The following is a 22097-nucleotide window of genomic DNA, read 5'->3' on the forward strand; positions in this document are numbered from 1 at the left end:
CCGCTCAGAAGTGGACCACGGTACGGACGCCGAGCACCACCGCATTGCCGGTCTTCACGCCTGCGCCGTTGAAGCCGCGCCCGCCGGGATTCATGACGTACTGGGCGTCGAACTTGAGGTTCATCCAGCCGGTCGCCTGCCAGCCATACCAGGCCTCGAACGGCACTTCATTGCCGCCGGCGTTCGGTGTGAGTGCCGCCGAATTCACGTGCGTCGTGCCGACCGCGAAGCCGACCTCGTCCTCGGGGCGGAACGAGAAGGTGCCGGTATGCTTGACGCCCCAGGAGATCTGATAGTCCTGATACGACGTGCGATGATCGGCGACGCTGGTGTTGAAGAAGGTGTACCAGCCTTGCGCCTTGGGACCATCGACGGTCAGGCGCTGCAGGATCGATTCGTAGAAGCCGTAGCGGCCCCGCTGGCTGCTGAGATTCTGATCCCCGACGCCGGGCCCGCCCGCGACGACGCCGATGATGCCCGGCAGGCCGCCGTCGATCGTCGACGCGCTGTCATACCAGCCGCCGAAGCGCCAGGTGCCGTTGAGCGGACCGCTCGGCTCCCACACCACTTCGACCGGAACCAGCACGCCCGCCGCCGCGCTGGACCGCGGAATGCCCGGCGCCAGATAGACCCCCGCATCCGACGTCGTCAGATAGTTCGGGTTGGCATCGTAGACGCCGACCGAGAGCTTCCACTCCTTGGTGAAGTTGTAGTGCACCACGCCGGCCCACTGGCTCACCGGCCAGTTGTAGATGTAGCCGCCCTGGATGTTGCCGGGCTGACCGCCGCAGAACGTCAGGTTGATGAACTCGCACTGGCCGAAGAAGAAATCGGAGCCGACCGGCAGCCGGCCGCCCTTGAGCACGAGGCGGTCGTTGAACAGCTTCTGCTGATAGTAGAATTCGGTCAGGCGCAGGATGTTGCCGCGGCCGAACACCTCGTTGGTCAGTTGCAGCGCCGGGATGCCGGCCTCGCTGTTCAGGTTCTTGCCGAAGCGGTCGACCAGCGTGATGCCGATCAGGCCGCCCTGGATGCCGGCGAGCTTGGCCATGTCGAACCTGGCCTCGAACCACAATTGTCCGGCATTGGCCGAGGTGTTGCGGGAGCCGCCCGACAGATTGGTGACGGCTTCGTCGCCGAGCGTGAGCGCGAGCGAGATGCCCTGCTCCTTCAATCTGGTCCGGCCGAGATCGCCGAACAGATACGGCCGCGTCCAGAAATCATCGACCCCGACATAGGGAATCGGAGCCTTGGTCGGCATATCTGCAGCAACAGCCCCGCTCCCCAGCATACAAGACAACGCAACCCCTACGCCGCACATCCGCGCGGTCGTCGCAAAACCACTCATTTTTCCTGCTCCTCGCAGCGTCCCCAGGCTCTGGCTGTTTTTCTGACGCGACCGGCCCAAAGCCTCGTCCCGGCGCGCTTCCCCTCGGCACAATCCCGGCCGCCGCTCATTCAAGGAGCGAATTCGTCAACCTGAGATTGGAGGGGAACCTTAGCAAGCGCTGAGATGCCCTTGAATAGTCATACTGTATTGATGAGTCGGTATATCAGTAACTGTGACATCAGGGTCACATACTGCGTCGCGGAATATGAGATTGCGGTCGTCCAAGGGGCGGCTGCGGAGGTGACAATCCAAGAGCGAGCAAATGTCCCCCAAGCCTCGCCAAATCGAGCGCCGCCCTTCCATCGCCGATCGCGCGGTGCCGTTGCCTGATCCGCGCTCGTCATCGACTCATCAGAGAAGGCGCCGCATGGAGCTGTAGGTCTCCGAATCGTCAGAAGCACGATGGGCCAGCCTTGCCGGCGGGATGATGGCTAACGTCTAGGCCAGACGGACCGCTCCCTGAGCATAAACACCGCTCAGCGGGGCAGCGTGCTTCGCAAAGCGTTCAGATCGGGCGAGTCGATTCCGGCTTTCAGGCAGGCCTCCGAGACACGTCGCGCCAACGCAGCCAACTCGCGTCTCATGTCATCCATGCCCGTCACCACCTCGCAAGACAGCCCTCGCCCACGGCGATCCTCGACACAGATCAGTCGAAGATCTTTCCCCTGCGGCACGGCACTGATCCAATATGGACCATCCATGAAGAAGAATTTCTCCGTGTCATGCTGCGTGACGATTTTCTCGAATGCCCGAGTCCACCAACTCGCGATCACCGCGACGAAATCATTCCAGCCTTCGGCCGGAAATTTCAGGCCATTGCCGAAGTCGAAATAGACGACGGCCGTGATCGACCCCATCTGGCTCTGATGAAGCGTGTCGGACTCGAAGACGATTTTCATGAGAGAGCTGCGGCGTTCCGACATGCAATCAGGAACTGAAACGAGCAAGGAACGCTTCAATCTCATCGTCGGCCGCATACCAATCGGGACCCCGCTCGCGATACAACAGCGCGAGGCCGAGCAGTTGCAGGGGCTGTCACCGACGAGATGGAGCTGTCCCTGCTTCGCGATCCACAGTTCGTCATTGCCCGGGATACGACGATCGACCTCGTATCCGAGCTTGATGAGGGTCAGATAGGCCGGCACTTCAGTGTTTCCAGCCGCCCCGATTCTCTGCTCCGTCACTGTGCTCTCCATGTCTCTGAGCGGTCGCCTACAACCAGTGCATCAGTCGAACAGGCTTGGCCTGATCCAACGCGCATGGTGCCCCCCCCTCGGATCTCGACCATGTCGATCGACACTATATCGTGGATGACCTGCGCCCGAAAACGAAACTGATGCAGCCCGCGACGAAACTCCTCGACGGACTGACCGATAGCAGGACACTCCGCGAGCAACTCAAAGGTGCGCACCGTTCAGGATGCATATGGCTCCGCTTGATCAACAGCGAACGCGGTCTCAGTCTGGTCAGAGATCTGCGCCAACTCTGTCCGCCTCCGAGAAAGAGTGTTCTCCGGAGTTGGGTCGCTCATGAATTCTTGCCCAGTCTCGACGAGCAGCGGCCCTACCATGTGCGCAACGAAATTGATCTCCATTGCCCCCGGATCGCCGCGCGGCTAACGGCGCATTTCATCCGCGACTTCAACACCATCGCCCATATCAAGAGCCGCGCGCAAAAATAAATCGCTTCCGAAAATCAGCAAATCATGTCTATTCTCTCCGCGTTCCGGTCCGGATGAGGGGCGTACGCGTCGTCACGACACGTTGGGCCGGCAATGCGGTGGACGTGAGGGCATCAGCGCGCCTTTCGGTGCGGACGAATGATGCGCTCGCGGACGTGAAGTCGCGTGGTCCTGACACCCCGAAGCTGGTGTCCAGCGCAAGGCGCGTTGAGCGCATTGTCGCGAACGGTGGCCAACAAGCCGGTGCACCGAGGAGATCGCGTATAAGCGTTAAAACCTCCGCGCAGGGAATGCCGGTTGATCGGCTTTGCCTGTGGTACCTGCCGCCTGCATTTTTTCAGCAGGCGGGCCATGGGTGAGGCCTTCACCCGGCATTCCCTGCGCCCTCATCATCTTTCGAGGGCGAACACCTGCCGCATGTCCCGGGCACGACCGCGCCGCGGAGGCGCCATCGCGCGCCCTGCGGTTTGACCGGTTGAAGAACGACGGAGTCCGAGTTCGTGCAGCCATGCGCCGTGATGCCGCTCTCGCCGTCGAACCAGCGCTCACGGTTCGAGCAGCGCCGTGAACACGCGGCGCACCTCGCTCTGCGTCTCGCGCACGCGCGCTTCCAGCGCCGAGAAGTCCGGCGCATCGCCGGCGCGCGCCATCACCCTCAGCAGATCGTCGCCGGCCTGGTCGGGCTTGAACTTGTCGCTGACGCACAGCCGCAGGATCTGCGTGAGGTCGTGATAGAGCCGCGCGGCCTGGCGCAGGATCACGGCTTCGGCCCGCGGCAGCACGCCGAGCCGCTCGGCATTGTCGAGCACCGCGAGCGAGCTGACGTCGAGAATCTCCGGACTGGTCGCGGCATGCACGAGCTGCAGATATTGCGCGATGAAATCGATGTCGACCATGCCGCCGGCGGCATGCTTGAGGTCCCACAGATCCGCCTCGCCCTTCTCGGCGGCGATCGCGCGGCGCATGTCGGCGACGTCACGGGCGATCGCAGTCGCATCGCGGGCACGCCGCAGCGCGGCCTGGATGATCGCCTCGATGCGCGCGCGGAACGACGGCGAGGCCGAGATCACCCGCGCCCGCGTCAACGCCATGTGCTCCCAGGTCCAGGCCTCCTGCTCCTGGTAATGCGCAAAGGAATCGATGTGCGAGGCAAGCGGGCCGGCGCGGCCCGACGGACGCAGCCGCATGTCGATGTCGTAGAGCACGCCGTAGTTGGTGCGCGAGGTGAAGGCCGAGATCAGCCGCTGCGTGAAGCGGGCGAAATAATGCGCGCCCTGCAGCGAGCGCTCGCCATCGGAATCGGGATCGTCGGCATCGAAATCATACAGCAGGATCAGGTCGAGATCGGACGACGCCGTCATCTCGCGGGCGCCGAGCCGGCCCATCGCGATGATCGCGGTCTCCTGGCCCTTGATGCGGCCGTGCTGGGCGACGAAGCGCTCGGTGACGAGGTCGTGCACGGTGTGCACGATGCCCTCGGCGACGTCGGCAAAGGCGGTCGCGGCCTGCTGCGCCGACACGGTGCCGGAGAGGATGCGCGTGCCGATCAGGAACAGGCTCTCCTGGCCGAACATCCGCAGACGGTCGAGGAATTCCTCATAGGTGCCGGCGTCCGCGAGCGTCGCGGCGAGGCGCTGCGACAGCTCGCGCCGGTCCGGGATGGCGCCGAAGAAGCGCGGGTCGATCAGGCCGTCCATCAGCCGCGGCTGCCGCGCCAGCATGTCGCCGAGCCGAGGCGCTGCGCCGAGCACGAGCGCCACCAGCGCCACGAGATCGCGGTTCTGCCCGAGCAGCGTGATCAGCCGGCCGCCGAGCTGCAGCGCCTGCAGGAAGCGGTCGAAGGCGACGACGGCGCGATCCGGCTCGTCGGCCTGTGCGAGCCCGACGATCAGCGCCGGCAGGAAGTCGTTGAAGGCGGTGCGCGTCGTGTCGGTGCGGAACACGCGGTACTCGCCCGCGAGCCATTGCTGCAGCGTCTTCGCGACCATCAGCGGATCGCGAAAGCCGAGCGCCATGAGATGTTCCATCAGCCGCGGCTCATCGGGGCCGGCGCCGTAGTTCACCGCAGGCAGGCTGACGGTCCCCGTGGGATCGCCCTCGAACAGCCGGGCATAGTGGCCCTGCACGACGTTGAGGTGGAACAGCAGATCGGCCGCAAAGCCCTCGCGGCTCCCATAGCCGAAGAAGCACGCGAAGCGCCCGACACCCTCCGCGTCGTCCGGCAAGCTGTGGATCTGCTCGTCGGCCATCATCTGCAGCCGGTGCTCGACCCGGCGCAGGAATTGATAGGCTACGCCGAGCTCGTCGCGCGCCTGCGCCGTAATCCAGCTGCTGGCAGTCAGCACGTCGAGCGCCTGCAGGGTCGGCCGCACGCGCAGCTCCGGATGGCGGCCGCCGGCGATCAGCTGCTGGGTCTGGGCGAAGAACTCGATCTCGCGGATGCCGCCGCGGCCGACCTTGACGTTGTGGCCCTCGACCGCGATCTCGCTGTGGCCACGATAGACCTGCATCTGCCGCTTCATGTCGTGGACGTCGGTCAGCGCCTGGAAGTCGAGATGCTTGCGCCAGACGAAGGGGGACAGATCGGCCAGCATCGCCTCGCCCGCGGCGACGTCACCGGCACAGATGCGAGCCTTGATCATCGCGGCCCGTTCCCAGGTGCGGCCCTCGCGCTCGTAGTAGTGCAGCGCCGCCTCGGTCGACATCGCGACCTGCGTCGAGGCCGGATCGGGCCGCAGCCGCAGGTCGACGCGGAACACGTAGCCGTCGGCGGTGCGGCTCTGCAGCAGCCGTGCCAGCGCCTGGGTGACGCGCACGAAGAACGGCTGCGGCTCGATGTCGCGCGCCAGCGAATTGGCGTCGGGATCGAAGAACACGATGAGGTCGATGTCGCTGGAGTAGTTCAGCTCGCCCGCGCCCATCTTGCCCATCGCGAGCACGAACAGCCCGCAGCCCTGCTCCGGATCGTCGGCATCGGCCGGCGCCAACCGGCCGCGCGCGGCCTCCTGCCGCAGCAGATGCCGCAGCGCCATCTGCACCGAGGACACCGCGACGTCGGTCAGCGCCGCCGTCACCTGCATCACCGGCCAGACGCCGCCGATGTCGCACAGCGCGATCAAGAGCGCCGCCTCGGATTTCAGCCGCCGCAGCAGGCTCATCACCTCGGCTTCGCTAGCCGCGGCGAACACCTCGCGGCCGGTGCGCGCGATCAGCTCGGCCAGATGCGCCTGCGGCGCGCAGCGCAGCAGGCGGTCGAGGCGGTGGCCGTCGGCGCGGACGAGGTCGAACAGATAGGGCGAGCACTCGGCGATGCCCAAAACGATGGTCCGCGCCCAGCCGTCGGCGAGCAGCGCGCGGAGCGATGCGGCCAGGGCTGGCTCGAGCTCGGCGAGCCAATCGTTGAGGCGATGTTCGGCTTTGTCGGGCGCACGGACATGCGGGCCGGCAACGAAACATCCGGCCAGACCGCTCTGCCCGTCCGCGTTTCCCGGCGCGGAGGAGGTCATGCGGCCTTCTGTGGCACATCCTGTGTCGGCGCCGCAAGCTTCGAAGACTGGCCCGCCGCGGCCGGCAGCACCAGCGTAGCGATGAGCCCGGGCCTGGCATCGCCCAGCCTGAGCTCTCCGCCATGCAACGTCGCCACCGCCGAGGCGAGGCTGAGGCCGAGGCCGGAACCGGGCAAGGTGCGGGACGCCTCGAGCCGCACGAAGCGCTCGACGGCGTGCTTGCGCTCCGCCTCGGGGATGCCCTCGCCGCGGTCGGTGACGCTGAGCAGAACCTGCCCGCCCTCGCGCCGCGCTTCGATCAGGATCTCGCGGCGGCTTGCCCCCGCCCCCGAATCGAGCGGCAGCGCCGCCGGCTTGCCGTATTTGATCGCGTTCTCGACGAGGTTGGCGAGCGCCTGGCTGATCAGCTCGCGATTGCCGTGCACCGGCGCGGCGGCCGCCTTGACGCGCAAGCTCATCCCGTCGTCTTCGGCGAGCGGCTCATACAGCTCATGGATGCCGCCGGCGACCTCGGCGACGTCGAACTCGACCATGTCGCCGCGCGCCTGCCCCGACTCCGCCCGCGCGATCATCAGCAGCGCATTGAAGGTGCGGATCAAGCCATCGGATTCCTCGATCGTGCGTTCCAGCGCCGCGCGGTACTCGTCCTCGGAGCGCGACTTCGCCAGCGCCTCCTCGGCGCGGTTGCGCAGCCGCGTCAGCGGCGTCTTGAGATCGTGCGCGATGTTGTCGGAGACCTCCTTGAGGCCGGTCATCAGCGCCTCGATGCGCTCCAGCATCGCGTTCAGGTTTTCCGCGAGACGATCGAGCTCGTCGCCGCTGCGGCCGACCGGAAGACGCCCGGAGAGATCGCCGTCCATGATCCGGCGCGTGGTGCCGGTCATCGCATCGATCCGGACCAGCACGCGCCGCGCGACGAAGATGCCGCCGCCGATGCCGAGCACGACGACCACCAGCACCGACCACTGCGCCGCCTTGGCGACGATGCCGAACAGCCGGCGGCGCTCTTCGAGGTCGCGGCCGATCAAAAGCCGGAAACCGCTCGACAGCTGCGTGACATAGACCAGCGCACGATGGTTCTGATCGCTGGAATCATCGAGCCGGCGATAAAACGTCTCCGACCAGCCGGACGAGCCCATCACGCCCGGTGCCAGCGCGTCGACATTGCCGGCGACCTGTTGTCCGGTGGGCGTGGTGAGCAGATAGAGGTTGGCGCCGGGGCGCAACGCGCGGCTCTGGATCGTGCCGACGATCCAGCGCAGGCCGCCGCGGGTGTAGATGTCGGTCAGTTCGCCGATCTCGGCGCTGACCGTGGTCGAGATCTGCTCGGTGATGAGGCGGCGGGTGTTCCAGGCGAAATAGCCGAGCAGCGAGGCCGCGAACAAGGCGAACAGCAGCAGATAGACCAGCGTCAGCCGGAACGCCGTGGTGCGGATCAGCTTACCGAAGGCCGTCACGGATCATGTACCCCGCGCCGCGGATGGTGTGGAGCAGCGGGCGCTCGAAACCCTTGTCGATCTTGGAGCGCAGCCGCGAGATGTGGACGTCGATGACGTTGGTCTGCGGATCGAAATGATAGTCCCAGACGTTCTCCAGCAGCATGGTGCGCGTCACCACCTGCCCCGCATGCTTCATCAGATATTCGAGCAGCCGAAACTCGCGCGGCTGCAGGGTGAGCTCGTCCTTGCCGCGGGCGACACGGTGCGACAGCCGGTCGAGTTCGAGATCGCCGACCTTGTAGGTCGTCTCCTCCGCCGGCCCGCCATGTCGGCGCGACAGCACCTCGACGCGGGCGAGCAGTTCGGCGAAGGCATAGGGCTTCGGCAGATAATCGTCACCGCCGGCGCGCAGGCCCTTGATGCGGTCGTCGACCTGGCCGAGCGCGGATAGAATCAGAACCGGGGTCCGGTTGCCATTGTCGCGCAAGGTTCCGATCAGCGACAGGCCGTCGCGCTTGGGCAGCATGCGGTCGACCACCAGCACGTCGTAATCGCCGCTCTCGGCCATGGCGAGGCCCTCCTCGCCGTCACTGGCGAGGTCGGCGACGTGTCCGACCTCGCGGAACGCCTTGACCAGATAGTCGGCGGACTCGCGGTCGTCTTCGATGATCAAGAGGCGCATTGCGGAAACGGGGACGGTCACGGTTGGTGTCCATCTACATGGCCCGGCCGCGGTTTCCGTGCAAGGCGGCCCGCACCCGGGGGGTCACAGACAGGAGAGTGGGCGGTGAAGCTGGGGGACTTCACCGCCCGAGTTCCTTCCGACGGAGGGGGGCATTGTTCCAACGGAAGGTGCGAAGGGAGCGGGACTTGCGCCCGCCCCCAAGGAGAATCGCCGACGCGGGGGCACAGGCCGGCGATCCCCCATCTCGTGAAGGCGTCAGCCCTTGGCCAGCGGCACCGCGACGAAGCGCGACTGTCCGCCGCTCTTCACACGCATCAGCACGCTGTTCTTGTTGTCGGCCTTCGCGGCATTGATGGCTTCGCGCACGTCGCCGGCCGAGGTCACGGACTTGCCGGCGACTTCGAGGATGACGTCGCCTTCCTTGAAGCCGCGATCGGCCGCGGCGCTCTTCGGATCGACCTCGGTCACAACCACGCCGTCCTTGCCGGCGCCGGCGACGCTCGAAGCCGGCGCGACCGTCATGCCGAGCCGCGGCACGTCGGCGCCGCGGGTCGGGCTGCCGCCATCATTGCCGCCGGTATCGGCCTTGGCCTCGATCGTGTTCGGCAGCTTGCCGAGCGTGAGGTCGATGGTCCTCTCCTGGCCCTTCTGCAGCACGTTGAGCTTGACCGACGCGCCCGGCGCGATGCCGCCGATGGTGCGGGCGAGTTCACGCGCATCCTTCACCGGCTCGCCATTGACCGAGGTGATGACGTCGCCGGACTGGATGCCCGCCTTCGCCGCCGGGCCGTTGGCCTGCGGCTCGGCGACCAAAGCGCCTTCGGCCTTCTTCATGCCGAGGCTGTCGGCGATGTCCTGCGTCACCGGCTGGATCTGCACGCCGATCCAGCCGCGGCTGACCGAGCCAGAGTCCTTGAGCTGGGCGATCACGCTCTTGACGGTGGAGGCGGGAATCGAGAACGCGATGCCGACGCTGCCGCCGGAGGGCGAATAGATCGCGGTGTTGACGCCGACCACGTTGCCGTCGACATCGAACGCCGGACCGCCGGAATTGCCCTTGTTCACGGGCGCGTCGATCTGGATGAAATCGTCATACGGGCCGTTGCCGATGTCGCGGCCCACGGCCGAGACGATGCCGGCCGTCACCGTGCCGCCGAGGCCGAACGGATTGCCGACCGCCAGCACCCAGTCGCCGATGCGCGGCTTGCCGTCGGCGAGCTTGGCGAACGGGAAGTTCGAGCCGCCCTCGACCTTGATCAGCGCCAGATCGGTGCGCTGGTCGGTGCCGATCACCTTGGCGCTGTAGGTCTTGCCGTCGTCGGTGGTGACCTCGACCTTGTTGGCGCCGTCGACCACGTGATTGTTGGTCACGGCATAGCCGTCGGCGGAGATGAAGAAGCCCGAGCCCTGTCCGGTGACGGCCCGGCCGCCGCGGCCGCGCCCGCCCGGCATGCCGGGAATGCCGTTCTCACCGCCGAAGCGGCGGAAGAAGCGCTCCATCGGCGAGCCCGGCTGGAACGGCGAATCCTCATCGGCGCTGTCGTCCTTGGCGACCTTCTCCTGGATGTTGACCTTGACCGAGATCACCGACGGCTTCACGCGCTCGACGATGTCGGCAAAGCCGATCGGCCGCGCCACCTTGCTGACGTCGTTCGCCACCTGCGCATGCGCCGAGGTCGAGAACAGATCCAGCGGCGTGCCCGACGGCGCGAAGCCATAGGTCGCAAGGCCGAGGCCCGCGACGACGGAGGCCATCAGCGCGAACTTGCGCGCCGAGAACAGGCCACGCCGCGGCTGGCGATAGGACGGAAGCGAGGACAGGTCGATCGGACGGTCGGTCATACGGTTTCTCCGCAAGCGATTTCGGTCTAGGGCTAAATTCTGGGTCCCGGGCTGTGCGCCCCGTTCGCTGGTGAACATGGGACCTGCCGCCTTACGGCGTGCTGGCTGCGGCGTTAAACTTCTGTAATGGACCGTGGCGAAGACTGCGGCAGAATGGCGCAATCGGCTAACCGCGGACGAAAACTGTCTGTGGGTCAGTGACTTGCGGCAGCAGCCGCCCGCCCGACGGCGACCATGAGTGTGGCCCGTCCGACCAAAGTCGTAGCGCATCCCGCGATCCTCTCGGGCGGGTTAGCCGAAGGCGTAACCCGCCGCATCGGTGCCCCGACCACCGCCGCAGCGGATGACGCCGCGCTCGATCCGCCCTCCCGCCCCGTGCCCGAATTCAGCCCGCGATGTCGGAAACAGGCCTGCCACGGGAAGCCACCCGCCCCTGTCCATGCGGCGCAAACTCCCACCCCACCCACACCCGTCATTCCCGCGACGGCGGGAATCCAGTACGCCGCGGCCTCTCGATCAACGACGGCCGCCGCGGAGGACTGGATCGTCCGCCTTCGCGGACGATGACAGCGGAGTGCGGCGCAAGTCGCGCGCCCCAACCCCTGTCATCGCGAGCATCTCCGTCATTGCGAGCGCAGCGACGTGTCCGCCGAAGCCCATCGGGCGCGGGCGGAAGCAATCCAGACTCTTTCCGCGGAGGCAGTCTGGCTTGCTTCGCTCCGCTCGCAATGACGCCCGCAGAGATATCCTGATCCACACTCTCAAACAGCTGATGGAGATGAGCACGATCATCCTCGCGGCGCAGTCCGCGCCCGAGCGATGCCCGACGTTTCGCCCTCATCGGAGCGAGGGCGCAGGGAAGACCGGGAGCTCGCCGCCCCCATGGCCCCCGTGCGAATGAAAAGCACGGGGTAGGAACCACAGGTTCGGCTGGGACATCCCGGCCCTCCCTGCGCGATGGTGTTACGATTATACGTGCTCTCCCCGGGGACCGGCCTCTTGACCCCGTCGCCAGCGGATCATCACCACCGGCTTGGCCTCAGCACCGGGAGGCCAGGACCACACGATTTCACGTCCACGGTCCGCCGTTTCGTCGGCGAGGCAAAACCCCGCTGCGGCAGCCCGCATCCATCGCATTCCATCCCGACGTCCGTGACGATCGCGATACGCCCCCTCGGCGGAACGGAACGGGGCGGAAGATAGAGGTGATTTGGGGTGGAAGGCAAGAGAATTTTTGATTTTCGGAATGTCTTGACGGGTTTTCGGAAGGTGGTGGTGATTTGGGCGACGGGTAGCTTAGGTTGAGCAACCATTTTACTCCGCCGCCCGCCCCCGACTATTCAACAAAATGGCGCACCGCTTTCGAATTGGCTATTAGACGCACAGGAATCGCCGTTAAGATAAGGGAGAAGCACAAAACTCCGCTCATCTTTGGGGGGGCAGCCGGAATGCAAGTCAAACGTTTCAAAGCATCAAAGATACATGGATACCTAAATTTCAATATACACTTCCGAAGTGACCTCACCTTCCTTACGGGGATTAACGGCAGTGGAAAAACTAGTGTAGTCCAATCCATCATCGCGCTGATCTCTCCTTCCTTTTCTGTACTCGCCAACCTCGAATTTGCATCTATCGAGGTCGAGGTTTTTCACGACGGAAAAGAGATACTGATACGAGCGGTTCGACAGCAGGACGGATCGACAAAACTATCCAGCCCTGGAGTGCACGAGACACTATCGCTTCGCCCCTTCATCGCTGACCCAGACGAGCCCCCCTATCGATCCACCGAAAAGGAATTAGAGTACTATCGAGATCTAACAGGCGCGGTCGCTAACCATCAACTGATGCAACTAATCAACAGTCTTCCCACACCTATGTTTTTGGACCTCGACCGCAGAGCAAGAGCCCTGCAAGAATACCGCAGCACCACCTCCGCCAGGCATAGAATTCCCCGACGCGGTCGAAACATCTTCTCGTTCTTTCTTTCGCAAAGCCTCAACCTTGCTGCAGAACTCGCGGAAACATCATACCGCGAAAACGTCATCGCAGTTTCCAGAATCGGTGATGAATTGCGTCGCCAGCTAGTACTGGACCTATTGGTATTTGACACCTCAGCAGAGCTACCACTTCACTTCGCCCTTCCTACCCGCGACGAACTCGCAACCCTAGCCGCCTTCAAGAAAAGCATAAATGACCTGCCATCGATCCTTCAGATACCGCAATCCGAGATAGATCGCAGACTTGTTCCATCCCTAAATGCCTTGGAGAAATTTTCTTCAGCGCTGCCACCGGGAACGAAGCTTCAGCGGCTATTCGATGACGGATCGGCAAACAGCGAGCAACTTAAAGCAGTAGTTGGATGGTCATCCACCAGGCCCCAACTTAATAAGCTCGTCAAAATGGTTGAACGACTCAAAGACTACACAGCAAAGAAGGAGCAGCTAACTGAAAAAATCAACCGATACATAGAAATCCTAAACGGCTTCTTCAGGGACAGCAAAAAAACGGTTTCGTTTGGAACTGACGGATATCTGCAGTTCACAATGCCACCAAGCGAAACGCCCAAGTCAGTACTAGCATTGTCCTCGGGTGAGGCACAGCTATTTGTCATTATGACCCACTTGTTCTTTAACCCTTTGGCTCAAGAGGGAAACGTATTCATAGTCGACGAACCCGAACTATCGCTGCACATTCAATGGCAAGAGCTATTCGTTAGCAGCGTGATCTCAGCAAACCCAGACGTCCAATATATAATGGCTACTCACTCGCCATCGATCATTCTTGAGAAGACAGAGAATTGCTTCGACTTAAGTCGATAAGCACGGGAAGGGAGGAAACAGTCAATGATAAGATACTCGCCAAAAAGCGCGAGAGCGATCGGCTATCTAAAGCAATTTTACAACGACATAGAAATTTACGTCGAAGACACTGCCTCCCCTAACACGCACCTATTAATCTGCCGCCGCATCTTAGGGCCGGAGGCACGCCTAACCAGCGTAACTCCTCTCGGAAGCAAAGAACAAGTCATTGCAGCCTGCCGTCTAGACCAGATCGAACCTAAACGAAAAAGACTCTATGTTATAGATGGCGACTTCGACCTTATCTTACGGCGTCCGAAGCCACGCCTTAGACATTTATACAGATTGCGAGCCTACTGCATCGAGAACCTGATTCTTAGTGAAACGGCTATCGAGGCAGTGTGCCTTCAAATCTCACCACTTAGCCAGCCACCAAAAGTGCACGCTCTGCTGGACTTACGGGCTTGGCTGACCACCCTTGCAAATAACCTGCGCCCTCTGTTCATCAGCTATGCGATATGCAACGAAATAGATCCCACAATCCAGACCGTCGGGGCTACGGTTTATTCGATGTGCATTAGCGAGGCAAAAGAACCCAAACTCGAAACAACTAAAGTATTTCGACGAATTCGCGCGATGTTGCGAAACTGTCGCGCTACCAGTAGCAGCACCGACATACGCGAAGTTCGTTCACGTGTGGAGGAGGTATTGTCAGGCGACATACGCGACTTGAAGTACGTCTCAGGTAAGGACTACATCCTCCCGTTGCTGTATCACAGGCTGAGGAATCTCTTCGAATTGCCAATTCGAGTCGAACAACTGAAGGTTCAGCTGGCTGCACAATATGAGCCATCGCAAGAACCATTCTATGCACGACGACTGCGGCGTGAAGCAGGCATTTGAGTAAACGGGCGCAACTTGGGTGAGCGCTCGCGCTCGACGGCGCGATCGTCAACGCGCAGACCGGCGCGCCGTCGATGCAGGCCTCGCTGGAAGGCCTGCGCACGCTGCTCGCGGCCCTGGCCACCCGCCTCGCTCCGGCGGCGCGATCCCGGTAGCGCGTCGGGCGGCTGAGCCGCAGGCGTAAGCCGCCGCTCTTTCTTGGCTGGGGATGGCGGATTACGCTGCGCTTATCCGCCCTACTCGTCCGGGTGCATGCAACACATCGCTCGCGCGGCCGCTCGGCTATCGCATATGAAGCTACGGGACTGTCTCAACGAAGACGCCTGGCAGTTAGTTACTCCGTCATGGCCGGGCTTGTCCCGCCTGCGCGGCCGAAGCCGCTTCGGCGCGGTCAAGGCCCGGGCATCCACGTCGGTCTCCGTATGCCGGACGACGTGGATGGCCGGGACAAGCCCGGCCATGACGATGTGGAGATGGACGAGCGTCCCACTGCTATCTTCAAACGCGAGAGCCCGCTCACGCCGCCTGCAGCGAGCCCAGGAACCGGCTCACCTCGTGCTTCAGGCGGCTGCTGTCGGCCGACAGCGAGCGGGCCGCCGTCAGCACCTGGCTCGACGCCGACCCCGTCTCCGACGCGCCCCGCTGCACATCGTCGATGTTGCGCGACACGCGCTGGGTCCCGTTGGCGGCGTGCTGGACGTTGCGGGAGATTTCCTGGGTGGCGGCGCCCTGCTCTTCCACGGCGGCGGAGACGGCGGCTGCGATCTCGGAGAGGCGGCCGATGGTGCTGCCGATTTCCTTGATCGACACCACCGATTCCTGGGTGGCGGCCTGGATGCCGGAGATCTGCTGGGCGATCTCGCCGGTGGCCTTCGCGGTCTGCTCGGCGAGCGCCTTGACCTCGGAGGCGACGACGGCGAAGCCGCGGCCGGATTCGCCGGCGCGCGCCGCCTCGATGGTGGCGTTCAGCGCCAGCAGGTTGGTCTGGCCGGCGATCGTGCTGATCAGTTCGAGAACGTCGCCGATGCGCGCGGCCGCCTTCGACAAGGTGCCGACGCGGTCGTTGGTGCGGTTGGCCTGCGCCACCGCCTCGCCGGCGATGCGCGAGGATTCCTGCACCTGGCGGGAGATTTCGGTGACCGAGGACGACAGCTGCTCGGCCGCGGAGGCCACCGTCTGCACGTTGGCGGAGGCCTCCTGCGAGGCAGCGGCGACTTCGGTCGAGAGGTCCTGGCCGCGTGCGGCCGTGCTGGTCAAGGTGCCGGCGGAGGCTTCGAGCTCGCGCGACGCGTGCGACACCGCATCGACGATCTCGCCCACGGCCTGCTCGAACTGGCGGGCGAGCCTGGACATGTCGGCCTTGCGCTGCTCCGACTGCCGCGCTTCGACGTCGAGCTGCTCGGCGCGCAGCCGCCCGGTCTCGGCCATGTTGTCCTTGAACACCTGGATCGCGGTCGCCATCGCGCCGATCTCGTCGTGACGGCCGCGGCCGGGAATCTCGACCGCGACGTCGCCGCTCGCAAGCCGCGCCATCGCCCGCGTCATCGACGCCAGCGGACCGACGATGCCGCGCGCGATCAGGAACGCGACCAGGCAGCCGAACAGGACGGCGGCGGCGCCGACCTGCATCTGCACCGACGTGGTGTGCGCGATGGCGGTCTCGGCGGTCGCGCGCGAGGCGTGAGACTCGGCATTGACGCTGGCTTCCGCGGCCTTGAGCGTGTCGACGCTCCGGGCGATCAGCGGCTCGATGGCATTGGTGTAGACGTCCTCGGACTTCAGCGTCGCGGCGGCGGTGGCCTCGAACGCGGTCTTGTTGAGCTCCAGCGAGGCCTTCACCGGCGCGATCGCCGACTGCACGCCGGCCGGCGGCGCAGCGCTCTCCAGCGCGGCCAGCCGCTGCTCGACATTGTCGACACCGGCGCGGAACGCCGAGGCCGACTTGGTGTCGCGCAGCGCCAGGAAACGCCAGGTCGCGATGCGCACGAGCTGGAGGCGCGCGTCGATGTCCGCGACCGCGGTCATGACCTCCGGCTCCTTCGAGCCGCGCGCGGCGATCGAGAGTTTTGCGGTCTTGGCGGCAAGGTCCTCGCCGCCCGGCAGCAGCGCCGCCCGGCCGGTCTTGATCTGCCTGACGGCGTCCTGCAGCTGATCGCGCAGCGTCTTCATCTGGGCGATGTCGCTGACGAGCTCGCCATAGAGCTTGCGCCGCTGCGCGGAGAGCGGGTCCTTCGCCGCCGCCTGCAGCAGCCCGGTCGCGGCCGCCTCGCGCTCCGCGGCCTCCTTGAGCGCCGGCTCGTTGGCATCGTGAATGTAGCGCAGATTGGCGCGCTGGATCGCCTGCAGATGATTGGAGATCTGCAGGATGCGCGCGGTGCCGTCGGACAGCGCCGACATGCTCGCGACCTGGTCGCGCACGGCCCACAGATTCCACACCGCAACGGCGGCCATGATGACGCTGACAACCACCAGCGCCGCAAAGCCGGCATAGAGACGCCCTCGGATCTTCAAACGGAAGCCCGCCATTCCCACTCCCCCAATGTCATTTTAGATGCGGGTCGCCGGGCGAAAGGAGATTGCCAGGCGGCCTGCACTCCGGAATCGATCGCCTGAGCGGCGAAATCAGCTAATTGTGTGCACGATGAGCTACATTTGCTAACAGATGGTTAGAGACTACCTACTCCTGATTGTTCGAACGACGAACATCGACCGTCCGTGCGACGCGAGCGGCCGCCACGCACACCGCTGTCGTCCCTGCGAACGCAGGGACCCATACTCCGCGGCGGGTGTTGTGAGACAGGACTGGTCCAACATCCCGCGCGACAACATCTCCCTGGGGTTATGGGTCCCTGCGTTCGCAGGGACGACAGCGGAGGGCTGGGTGACGGCTTGATGGGCGGAGAGTCCGTAGGGCGGCTTAGCCGCAGGCGTAAGCCGCCGCGCGGCAGTCGCGGCCGAAGATGGCGGATTACGCTGCGCTAATCCGCCCTACTCTCTCAGCTCGCTGGACGCCGGTGTGACGCGAGCGGCCACCACGCACACCGCTGTCGTCCCTGCGAAAGCAGGGACCCATACTCCGCGGCGGGTGTTGTGAGACAACACTGCTCCAACATCCCACGCGACAACATCTCCCCGGGGTTACGGGTCCCTGCGTTCGCAGGGACGACAGCGGAGGGCTGGGTGACGGCCCTGCGTTTGCAGGGACGACAGTGGAGGGCTCGGTGACGGCTTGGGGGATGGAGGGTGTAGCTCGGATGAGCGGAGTGATCAGACCGTAGGGCGGCTTAGCCGCAGGCGTAAGCCGCCGCGCGGCGGTTGCGGCTCGAGATGGCGGGTTACGCTGCGCTAACCCGCCCTACTCATCTCCCTCAGCTCGCCTTCACGCTGACGATGAACGCATCGACCTCGCGCTTCAGGGTCTCGGCCTGCTGCGACAGGTCGCCGGCGGCGTCGCGGGCGTCGGTGGCGAGGCGGCCGGTCTCGGCCGAGGTGGAGGTGATCTGGGCGATGTGGTTGGAGACGTCGGCGGTGCCGCGCGCGGCTTCCTGGACGCTCTTGGAAATGTCCTGGGTCGAGTTGCGCTGCTTCGAGGTGTCGACCTCGATGCCGGACATGATGGCGCTGATCTCGCTGAGGGTGGTGGAGATGCCGTCGATGGCGCCGCGGGTCTCGGCGGTGATGCCCTGGATGCTGGCGACGTGGGACGAAATCTCGTCGGTCGCCTTGCTGGTCTGGTCGGCGAGATTCTTCACCTCCGACGCCACGACCGAAAAGCCCTTGCCGGCCTCGCCGGCGCGCGCCGCCTCGATGGTGGCGTTGAGCGCCAGCAGGTTGGTCTGCGCGGCGATCGCCTGCACCAGCTGCACCACGGTGCCGATCTTCTCGGCGGCGTCCGACAGCGCGTGGATGGTGTTCTTGCTCTTTTCGGCCTGCGAGGCCGCGCCCTCGGCGCGCTGGGTGGCGTCGGAGACGCGGCGGCTGATGGTGCCGATCGAGCTGGTCATCTCCTCGGTCGAGCCCGCCACGGTCTGGACGCTGCGATTGGCGTGGTTGGCCGCGGCCTCGACCGCATTGGCCTTGGTGGAGGTGTCGTTGGCGGCGCGCGACAAGGTCTCGGCATTGCTCTTCAGCCGCACGGCCGAGGAGGCCACGCTGCCGACGACGTTGGCGACGAGTTCGTTGAAGCTGTGGATGCGGCCGTCGAGATAGCGCGAGCGCTCGCCCTGGCGCTGGGCCTCCTGCAGCTCGCGCTCGGAGAGGCGCTGGCGCTCGATGCCGTTGATCTTGAACACCTCGAGCGCGCCGGCGAGCTGGCCGATCTCGTTGCTGAGCCCCGAGCCCGGAATGCGGATGTCGTATTTCTGGTCGGCGACGTCGCGCATGGCCTGGACCATCGCGGCGAGCGGCCGCAGGATGCCGTTCTGTGCGGCGGAATAAGTCATCAGGCAGACGGCGCTGGCGAACACCGCGATGGCGACGCAGGCCATCAGGAAGTAGGAGAACGCCGACTGCGCCTGCTGATACATCAGCATCGCATGATCGCGCGCCGGACCGCTGAGGCTCGCGAAATCGGCCGACAGGCTGGTGATCTGGTTGTTGAGATAGAGCACCGCGATGAAGCCGGTGCCGCCGCCGATCGCCAACAGCATCAGAAGCGAGGCCACGACGCCTCCCACGAGGAAGCGGATCGTCAGGTTGCTGTTGGAGAACATCGGCTTTGCCCGGTCACGTCGGATGAAATGTCCTGCGCACGTTTCCAGACAATGGTAAAATAAGATGAAAGCTGGAGGCCACGCCGATCACGGGATGATCACGGGGTCCTCCGTAGGATTGCGGATCAGGCGGCCGGCGGCGGCTTGTCCGCGGCGAGCAGCGCGGTCAGCCGCGCCTCCTCCTCCGCCGTCAGCTTCGGCATCGCCTCCGCGTCGCGCCGACCGCGGCGGCGCACCTGCAGCCACAGCGCAAACCCGCCGCCGAGCAGCAGCACCGGCGGCAGCAGCCACAGCAGCAGGGTCTGGCGCTCGAAGCGCGGCTTCAGCAGCACGAACTGGCCATAGCGGGCGACCAGGAAATCCAGCACCTGATTGTCACTGTCACCTGCGGCGAGCCGTTCGCGCACCAGGAGGCGCAGGTCACGGGCGAGCGGCGCATCGGAATCGTCGATCGACTGGTTCTGGCAGACCATGCAGCGCAGCTCGCGCGACAATTCGCGCGCGCGGGACTCCTTCGCCGGGTCCGACATGATCTCGTCGGGCTGCACGGCATGCGCCGCCGGTGCGCTCATGAGCAGCAGCGCAAGCGCGATGGAGCTGAGACGACGTCGCATTTGCCCTACTCCGCCGGCTGCAGCGCGCGCGCGGCACGGGCCGGCCGCGGGGCACCGACGCGCAGCCGGCGATCCGACAGCGACAGCAGGCCGCCGAACGCCATCAGCACCGGACCGAACCAGATCAAGAGCACCAGCGGCTTGTGATAGATGCGCACGGCGAGCCCACCGTCGGCTGTGGTGTCGCCGAGCGAGACGTAGAGCTGGCTGACGCCGCGCGTCATCAGCGCGGCTTCGGTGGTCGACATGCCGCGGGTGGCGAAGCTGCGCTTCGACGGCGTCAGGACGCTGAGCTGGCGGCCGTCCTCGCTGATCACGAAGGTGCTGACGATCTCGGCGAAGTTCGGGCCCTGGCGCTGGGTCATGCCCTCGAACTTGATCTGGTAGCCGGCGAGATTGCGGACGTCGCCCGGACGGAGCGTAGAGATCAGCTCGCTGTTCCAGGTGGTCTCGCAGACGATGCCGAGCAGGGCTATGCCGAGGCCGGCATGCGCGAACGCGGTGCCCCACACCGAGCGCGGCAGGCCGCGGGTCCGGTGCAACGCCGTCTTGAACGGCACACGGGCGATGCCGGTGCGCTCGACCAGATCGACGAGCGCGCCTGTGATGACGAACACGCCGAGGCCGATGCCGAGCGGCGCCAGCGCGCTGCCGCCGCGCGCCCAGGCCCAGGCGATCGCGATCGCCACCAGCGCGGCGACGCCGGCCGCGAGCAGCCGTTGCATCGCCGCGACGAGGTCGCCGCGCTTCCAGGCCAGCATCGGGCCGAACGGCACCATCAGCAGCAGCAGCGCGAACAGCGGGCCGAAGGTGAGGTTGTAGAACGGCGCGCCGACCGACAGCTTGAAGTCGAGCGCTTCCATGATGACCGGATACAGCGTGCCGAACAGCACGGTGGCGCAGCTTACGGTGAGCAGCAGATTGTTGAGCACCAGCGCGCCCTCGCGCGAGATCGGCGCGAACAGGCCGCCCTGCTTCAGCGCCGTCGCGCGGCCGGCAAACAGCGTGAGGCTGCCGCCGATGAACAGCACGAGGATGCCGAGGATGAAGACGCCGCGCGTCGGATCGCTGGCGAAGGCATGCACCGAGGTGATGACGCCGGAGCGCACCAGGAAGGTGCCGAGCAGCGACAGCGAGAAGGTCAGGATCGACAGCAGGATGGTCCAGACCTTGAGCGCGTTGCGCTTCTCCATCACGACGGCGGAGTGCAGCAGCGCGGTGCCGGCGAGCCACGGCATCAGCGAGGCGTTCTCGACCGGGTCCCAGAACCACCAGCCGCCCCAGCCGAGCTCGTAATACGCCCAGTACGAGCCCATCGCGATGCCGAGCGTCAGGAAGATCCAGGCCATCAGGGTCCACGGCCGCACCCAGCGCGCCCAGGCGGCATCGATGCGGCCCTCGATCAGCGCGGCAATGGCAAACGAGAACGAGATCGAGAAGCCGACATAGCCGAGATAGAGCATCGGCGGATGCACCGCGAGGCCGATGTCCTGCAGGACGGGATTGAGATCGCGGCCCTCGATCGGCGGCGTGGCGAGGCGGGCGAACGGATTCGAGGTGGTCAGGATGAACAGATAGAAGGCGCTCGCCACCCAGGCCTGCACCGCGAGCACGCGGGCGCGCAACGACAGCGGCAGGTTGTTGCCGAAGGCTGCGACCATGGCGCCGAACAGCGCCAGGATCGACACCCACAGCAGCATCGAGCCTTCATGATTGCCCCACACGCCGGTGATCTTGTAGAGCAGCGGCTTCATCGAGTGCGAGTTCTCGAACACGTTGGCAACGGAGAAGTCCGAGGTCACGTGCAGGGTGATCAGCGCGACGAAGGACAGGCCCGCGAACACGAGCTGCGCCAGTGCGGCCGAGCGTCCGACATTCATCAGCGCGACGTCGCGCTGATGGGCGCCGAGGATCGGCACGGTGGACTGGATCAGCGCCAGCGCGAGCGCCAGCACCAGGGCATAATGTCCGCTCTCTGCAATCACTGCGTGGCTCCTGCGGCCGTCTTCTCGCCCTCGCGCATCGATACCGGACTCGGTGTGGCTGCGCCGGCTGGCTTGGCGCCTTGCGGCTTGCCGTAATCGTCCTTCCAATGGCCCTGTTTCTTCAAGGAATCGGCGACTTCCTTCGGCATGTAGGTCTCGTCATGCTTGGCGAGCACGGTGTCGGCCTTGAACACGCCGTCAGCGTCGAGCGCGCCCTCGGCGACGACGCCCTGCCCTTCGCGGAACAGATCCGGCAGGATGCCCTTGTAGGCAACCGGCAGCTTGGCGCCGCCATCGGCAACCTCGAAGCTGACCGCGAGATCGTCGCCGCGCTTCAGCGAGCCTGGCTGCACCAGGCCGCCGAGCCGGAAGCGCTTGCCCGGGCCGATATGCTTCTCCGCGACCATGGTCGGGGTCGAGAAGAACACGATGGAATCGCGCAGCGCGTTGAGCACCAGCCCGGCTGCGACCGCGAGCACGACCAGCGCCCCGCCGATGATCGTCAAACGCCTCTGCTTGCGTGTCATCCCAACATCCCGTTG

The 22097-nt window shown here is 65.1% G+C and carries 14 protein-coding genes; 3 read left to right on the top strand and 11 right to left on the bottom strand.

The window, feature by feature from the left end; all coding sequences use genetic code 11:
• Nucleotides 1-4 precede the first annotated feature (4 nt).
• Both ACQR1B_RS11135 and ACQR1B_RS11140 read right to left on the bottom strand, forming a co-directional pair.
• Nucleotides 5-1348 (bottom strand): carbohydrate porin, encoded by a 1344-nt coding sequence (locus ACQR1B_RS11135; protein WP_434830889.1) that lies wholly within the window; start codon nt 1346-1348, stop codon nt 5-7.
• A 518-nt stretch (nt 1349-1866) separates the two neighbouring features.
• The gene (locus tag ACQR1B_RS11140) at nt 1867-2574 is read right to left on the bottom strand and encodes a hypothetical protein (protein WP_434830888.1); all 708 of its coding nucleotides are present in this window, start codon (nt 2572-2574) and stop codon (nt 1867-1869) included.
• A gap of 122 nt (nt 2575-2696) precedes the next feature.
• On the opposite strand from ACQR1B_RS11140, the gene ACQR1B_RS11145 reads away from it, so the two are divergent.
• The gene (locus tag ACQR1B_RS11145; protein WP_434830887.1) at nt 2697-3071 is read left to right on the top strand and encodes a hypothetical protein; all 375 of its coding nucleotides are present in this window, start codon (nt 2697-2699) and stop codon (nt 3069-3071) included.
• A 545-nt stretch (nt 3072-3616) separates the two neighbouring features.
• Here ACQR1B_RS11145 and ACQR1B_RS11150 read toward each other — a convergent pair.
• The 4 genes from ACQR1B_RS11150 to ACQR1B_RS11165 form a co-directional block, all read right to left on the bottom strand.
• Entirely contained in the window at nt 3617-6577 is a 2961-nt protein-coding gene (locus ACQR1B_RS11150) for a bifunctional [glutamine synthetase] adenylyltransferase/[glutamine synthetase]-adenylyl-L-tyrosine phosphorylase (protein ID WP_434830886.1), read from the bottom strand.
• A complete protein-coding gene (locus ACQR1B_RS11155; RefSeq protein WP_434830885.1) occupies nt 6574-8034 on the bottom strand; it encodes an ATP-binding protein in 1461 nt (486 codons plus the stop codon). The genes ACQR1B_RS11150 and ACQR1B_RS11155 overlap by 4 nt, the downstream gene beginning before the upstream one ends.
• Nucleotides 8018-8698, bottom strand: coding sequence for a winged helix-turn-helix domain-containing protein (locus ACQR1B_RS11160; protein WP_434831200.1), 681 nt, complete (start codon nt 8696-8698; stop codon nt 8018-8020). The genes ACQR1B_RS11155 and ACQR1B_RS11160 overlap by 17 nt, the downstream gene beginning before the upstream one ends.
• A 258-nt stretch (nt 8699-8956) precedes the next feature.
• Entirely contained in the window at nt 8957-10543 is a 1587-nt protein-coding gene (locus ACQR1B_RS11165) for a Do family serine endopeptidase (RefSeq protein ID WP_434830884.1), read from the bottom strand.
• A gap of 1301 nt (nt 10544-11844) precedes the next feature.
• Here ACQR1B_RS11165 and ACQR1B_RS11170 point away from each other — a divergent pair.
• On the top strand, nt 11845-13362 hold the full coding sequence (locus ACQR1B_RS11170) for an AAA family ATPase (protein WP_434830883.1): 1518 nt from the start codon (nt 11845-11847) through the stop codon (nt 13360-13362).
• A gap of 24 nt (nt 13363-13386) precedes the next feature.
• The gene (locus ACQR1B_RS11175; RefSeq protein WP_434830882.1) at nt 13387-14244 is read left to right on the top strand and encodes a DUF4435 domain-containing protein; all 858 of its coding nucleotides are present in this window, start codon (nt 13387-13389) and stop codon (nt 14242-14244) included.
• Nucleotides 14245-14760: 516 nt separating this feature from the next.
• On the opposite strand, the gene ACQR1B_RS11180 is transcribed toward ACQR1B_RS11175, so the two are convergent.
• The 5 genes from ACQR1B_RS11180 to ccmE form a co-directional block, all read right to left on the bottom strand.
• On the bottom strand, nt 14761-16770 hold the full coding sequence (locus ACQR1B_RS11180; protein ID WP_434830881.1) for a HAMP domain-containing methyl-accepting chemotaxis protein: 2010 nt from the start codon (nt 16768-16770) through the stop codon (nt 14761-14763).
• A gap of 842 nt (nt 16771-17612) precedes the next feature.
• Complete coding sequence (locus ACQR1B_RS11185; RefSeq protein ID WP_434830880.1) at nt 17613-18956, bottom strand: methyl-accepting chemotaxis protein; 1344 nt, start codon at nt 18954-18956, stop codon at nt 17613-17615.
• Between the two features lie 125 nt (nt 18957-19081).
• Nucleotides 19082-19570 carry a cytochrome c-type biogenesis protein gene (locus ACQR1B_RS11190; protein ID WP_434830879.1) on the bottom strand — a complete coding sequence of 163 codons (489 nt, stop codon included), beginning with the start codon at nt 19568-19570 and terminating at the stop codon, nt 19082-19084.
• A 5-nt stretch (nt 19571-19575) separates the two neighbouring features.
• Complete coding sequence (locus tag ACQR1B_RS11195; RefSeq protein WP_434830878.1) at nt 19576-21555, bottom strand: heme lyase CcmF/NrfE family subunit; 1980 nt, start codon at nt 21553-21555, stop codon at nt 19576-19578.
• Nucleotides 21552-22082 carry a cytochrome c maturation protein CcmE gene (ccmE, locus tag ACQR1B_RS11200; RefSeq protein WP_434830877.1) on the bottom strand — a complete coding sequence of 177 codons (531 nt, stop codon included), beginning with the start codon at nt 22080-22082 and terminating at the stop codon, nt 21552-21554. The genes ACQR1B_RS11195 and ccmE overlap by 4 nt, the downstream gene beginning before the upstream one ends.
• Between the last annotated feature and the right edge of the window lie 15 nt (nt 22083-22097).

Source organism: Bradyrhizobium oligotrophicum (genome assembly GCF_051168495.1).
GTDB lineage: Bacteria > Pseudomonadota > Alphaproteobacteria > Rhizobiales > Xanthobacteraceae > Bradyrhizobium > Bradyrhizobium oligotrophicum_A.

Bases quoted from the DNA above. Each gene is read 5' to 3' on its own strand.
- ACQR1B_RS11135 (WP_434830889.1), bottom strand. From the start codon at position 1,348: ATGAGTGGTTTTGCGACGACCGCGCGGATGTGCGGCGTAGGGGTTGCG.
- ACQR1B_RS11190 (WP_434830879.1), bottom strand. From the start codon at position 19,570: ATGCGACGTCGTCTCAGCTCCATCGCGCTTGCGCTGCTGCTCATGAGC.
- ACQR1B_RS11150 (WP_434830886.1), bottom strand. From the start codon at position 6,577: ATGACCTCCTCCGCGCCGGGAAACGCGGACGGGCAGAGCGGTCTGGCC.
- ACQR1B_RS11180 (WP_434830881.1), bottom strand. From the start codon at position 16,770: ATGGCGGGCTTCCGTTTGAAGATCCGAGGGCGTCTCTATGCCGGCTTT.
- ACQR1B_RS11165 (WP_434830884.1), bottom strand. From the start codon at position 10,543: ATGACCGACCGTCCGATCGACCTGTCCTCGCTTCCGTCCTATCGCCAG.
- ACQR1B_RS11185 (WP_434830880.1), bottom strand. From the start codon at position 18,956: ATGTTCTCCAACAGCAACCTGACGATCCGCTTCCTCGTGGGAGGCGTC.
- ACQR1B_RS11160 (WP_434831200.1), bottom strand. From the start codon at position 8,698: ATGCGCCTCTTGATCATCGAAGACGACCGCGAGTCCGCCGACTATCTG.
- ACQR1B_RS11175 (WP_434830882.1), top strand. From the start codon at position 13,387: ATGATAAGATACTCGCCAAAAAGCGCGAGAGCGATCGGCTATCTAAAG.
- ccmE (WP_434830877.1), bottom strand. From the start codon at position 22,082: ATGACACGCAAGCAGAGGCGTTTGACGATCATCGGCGGGGCGCTGGTC.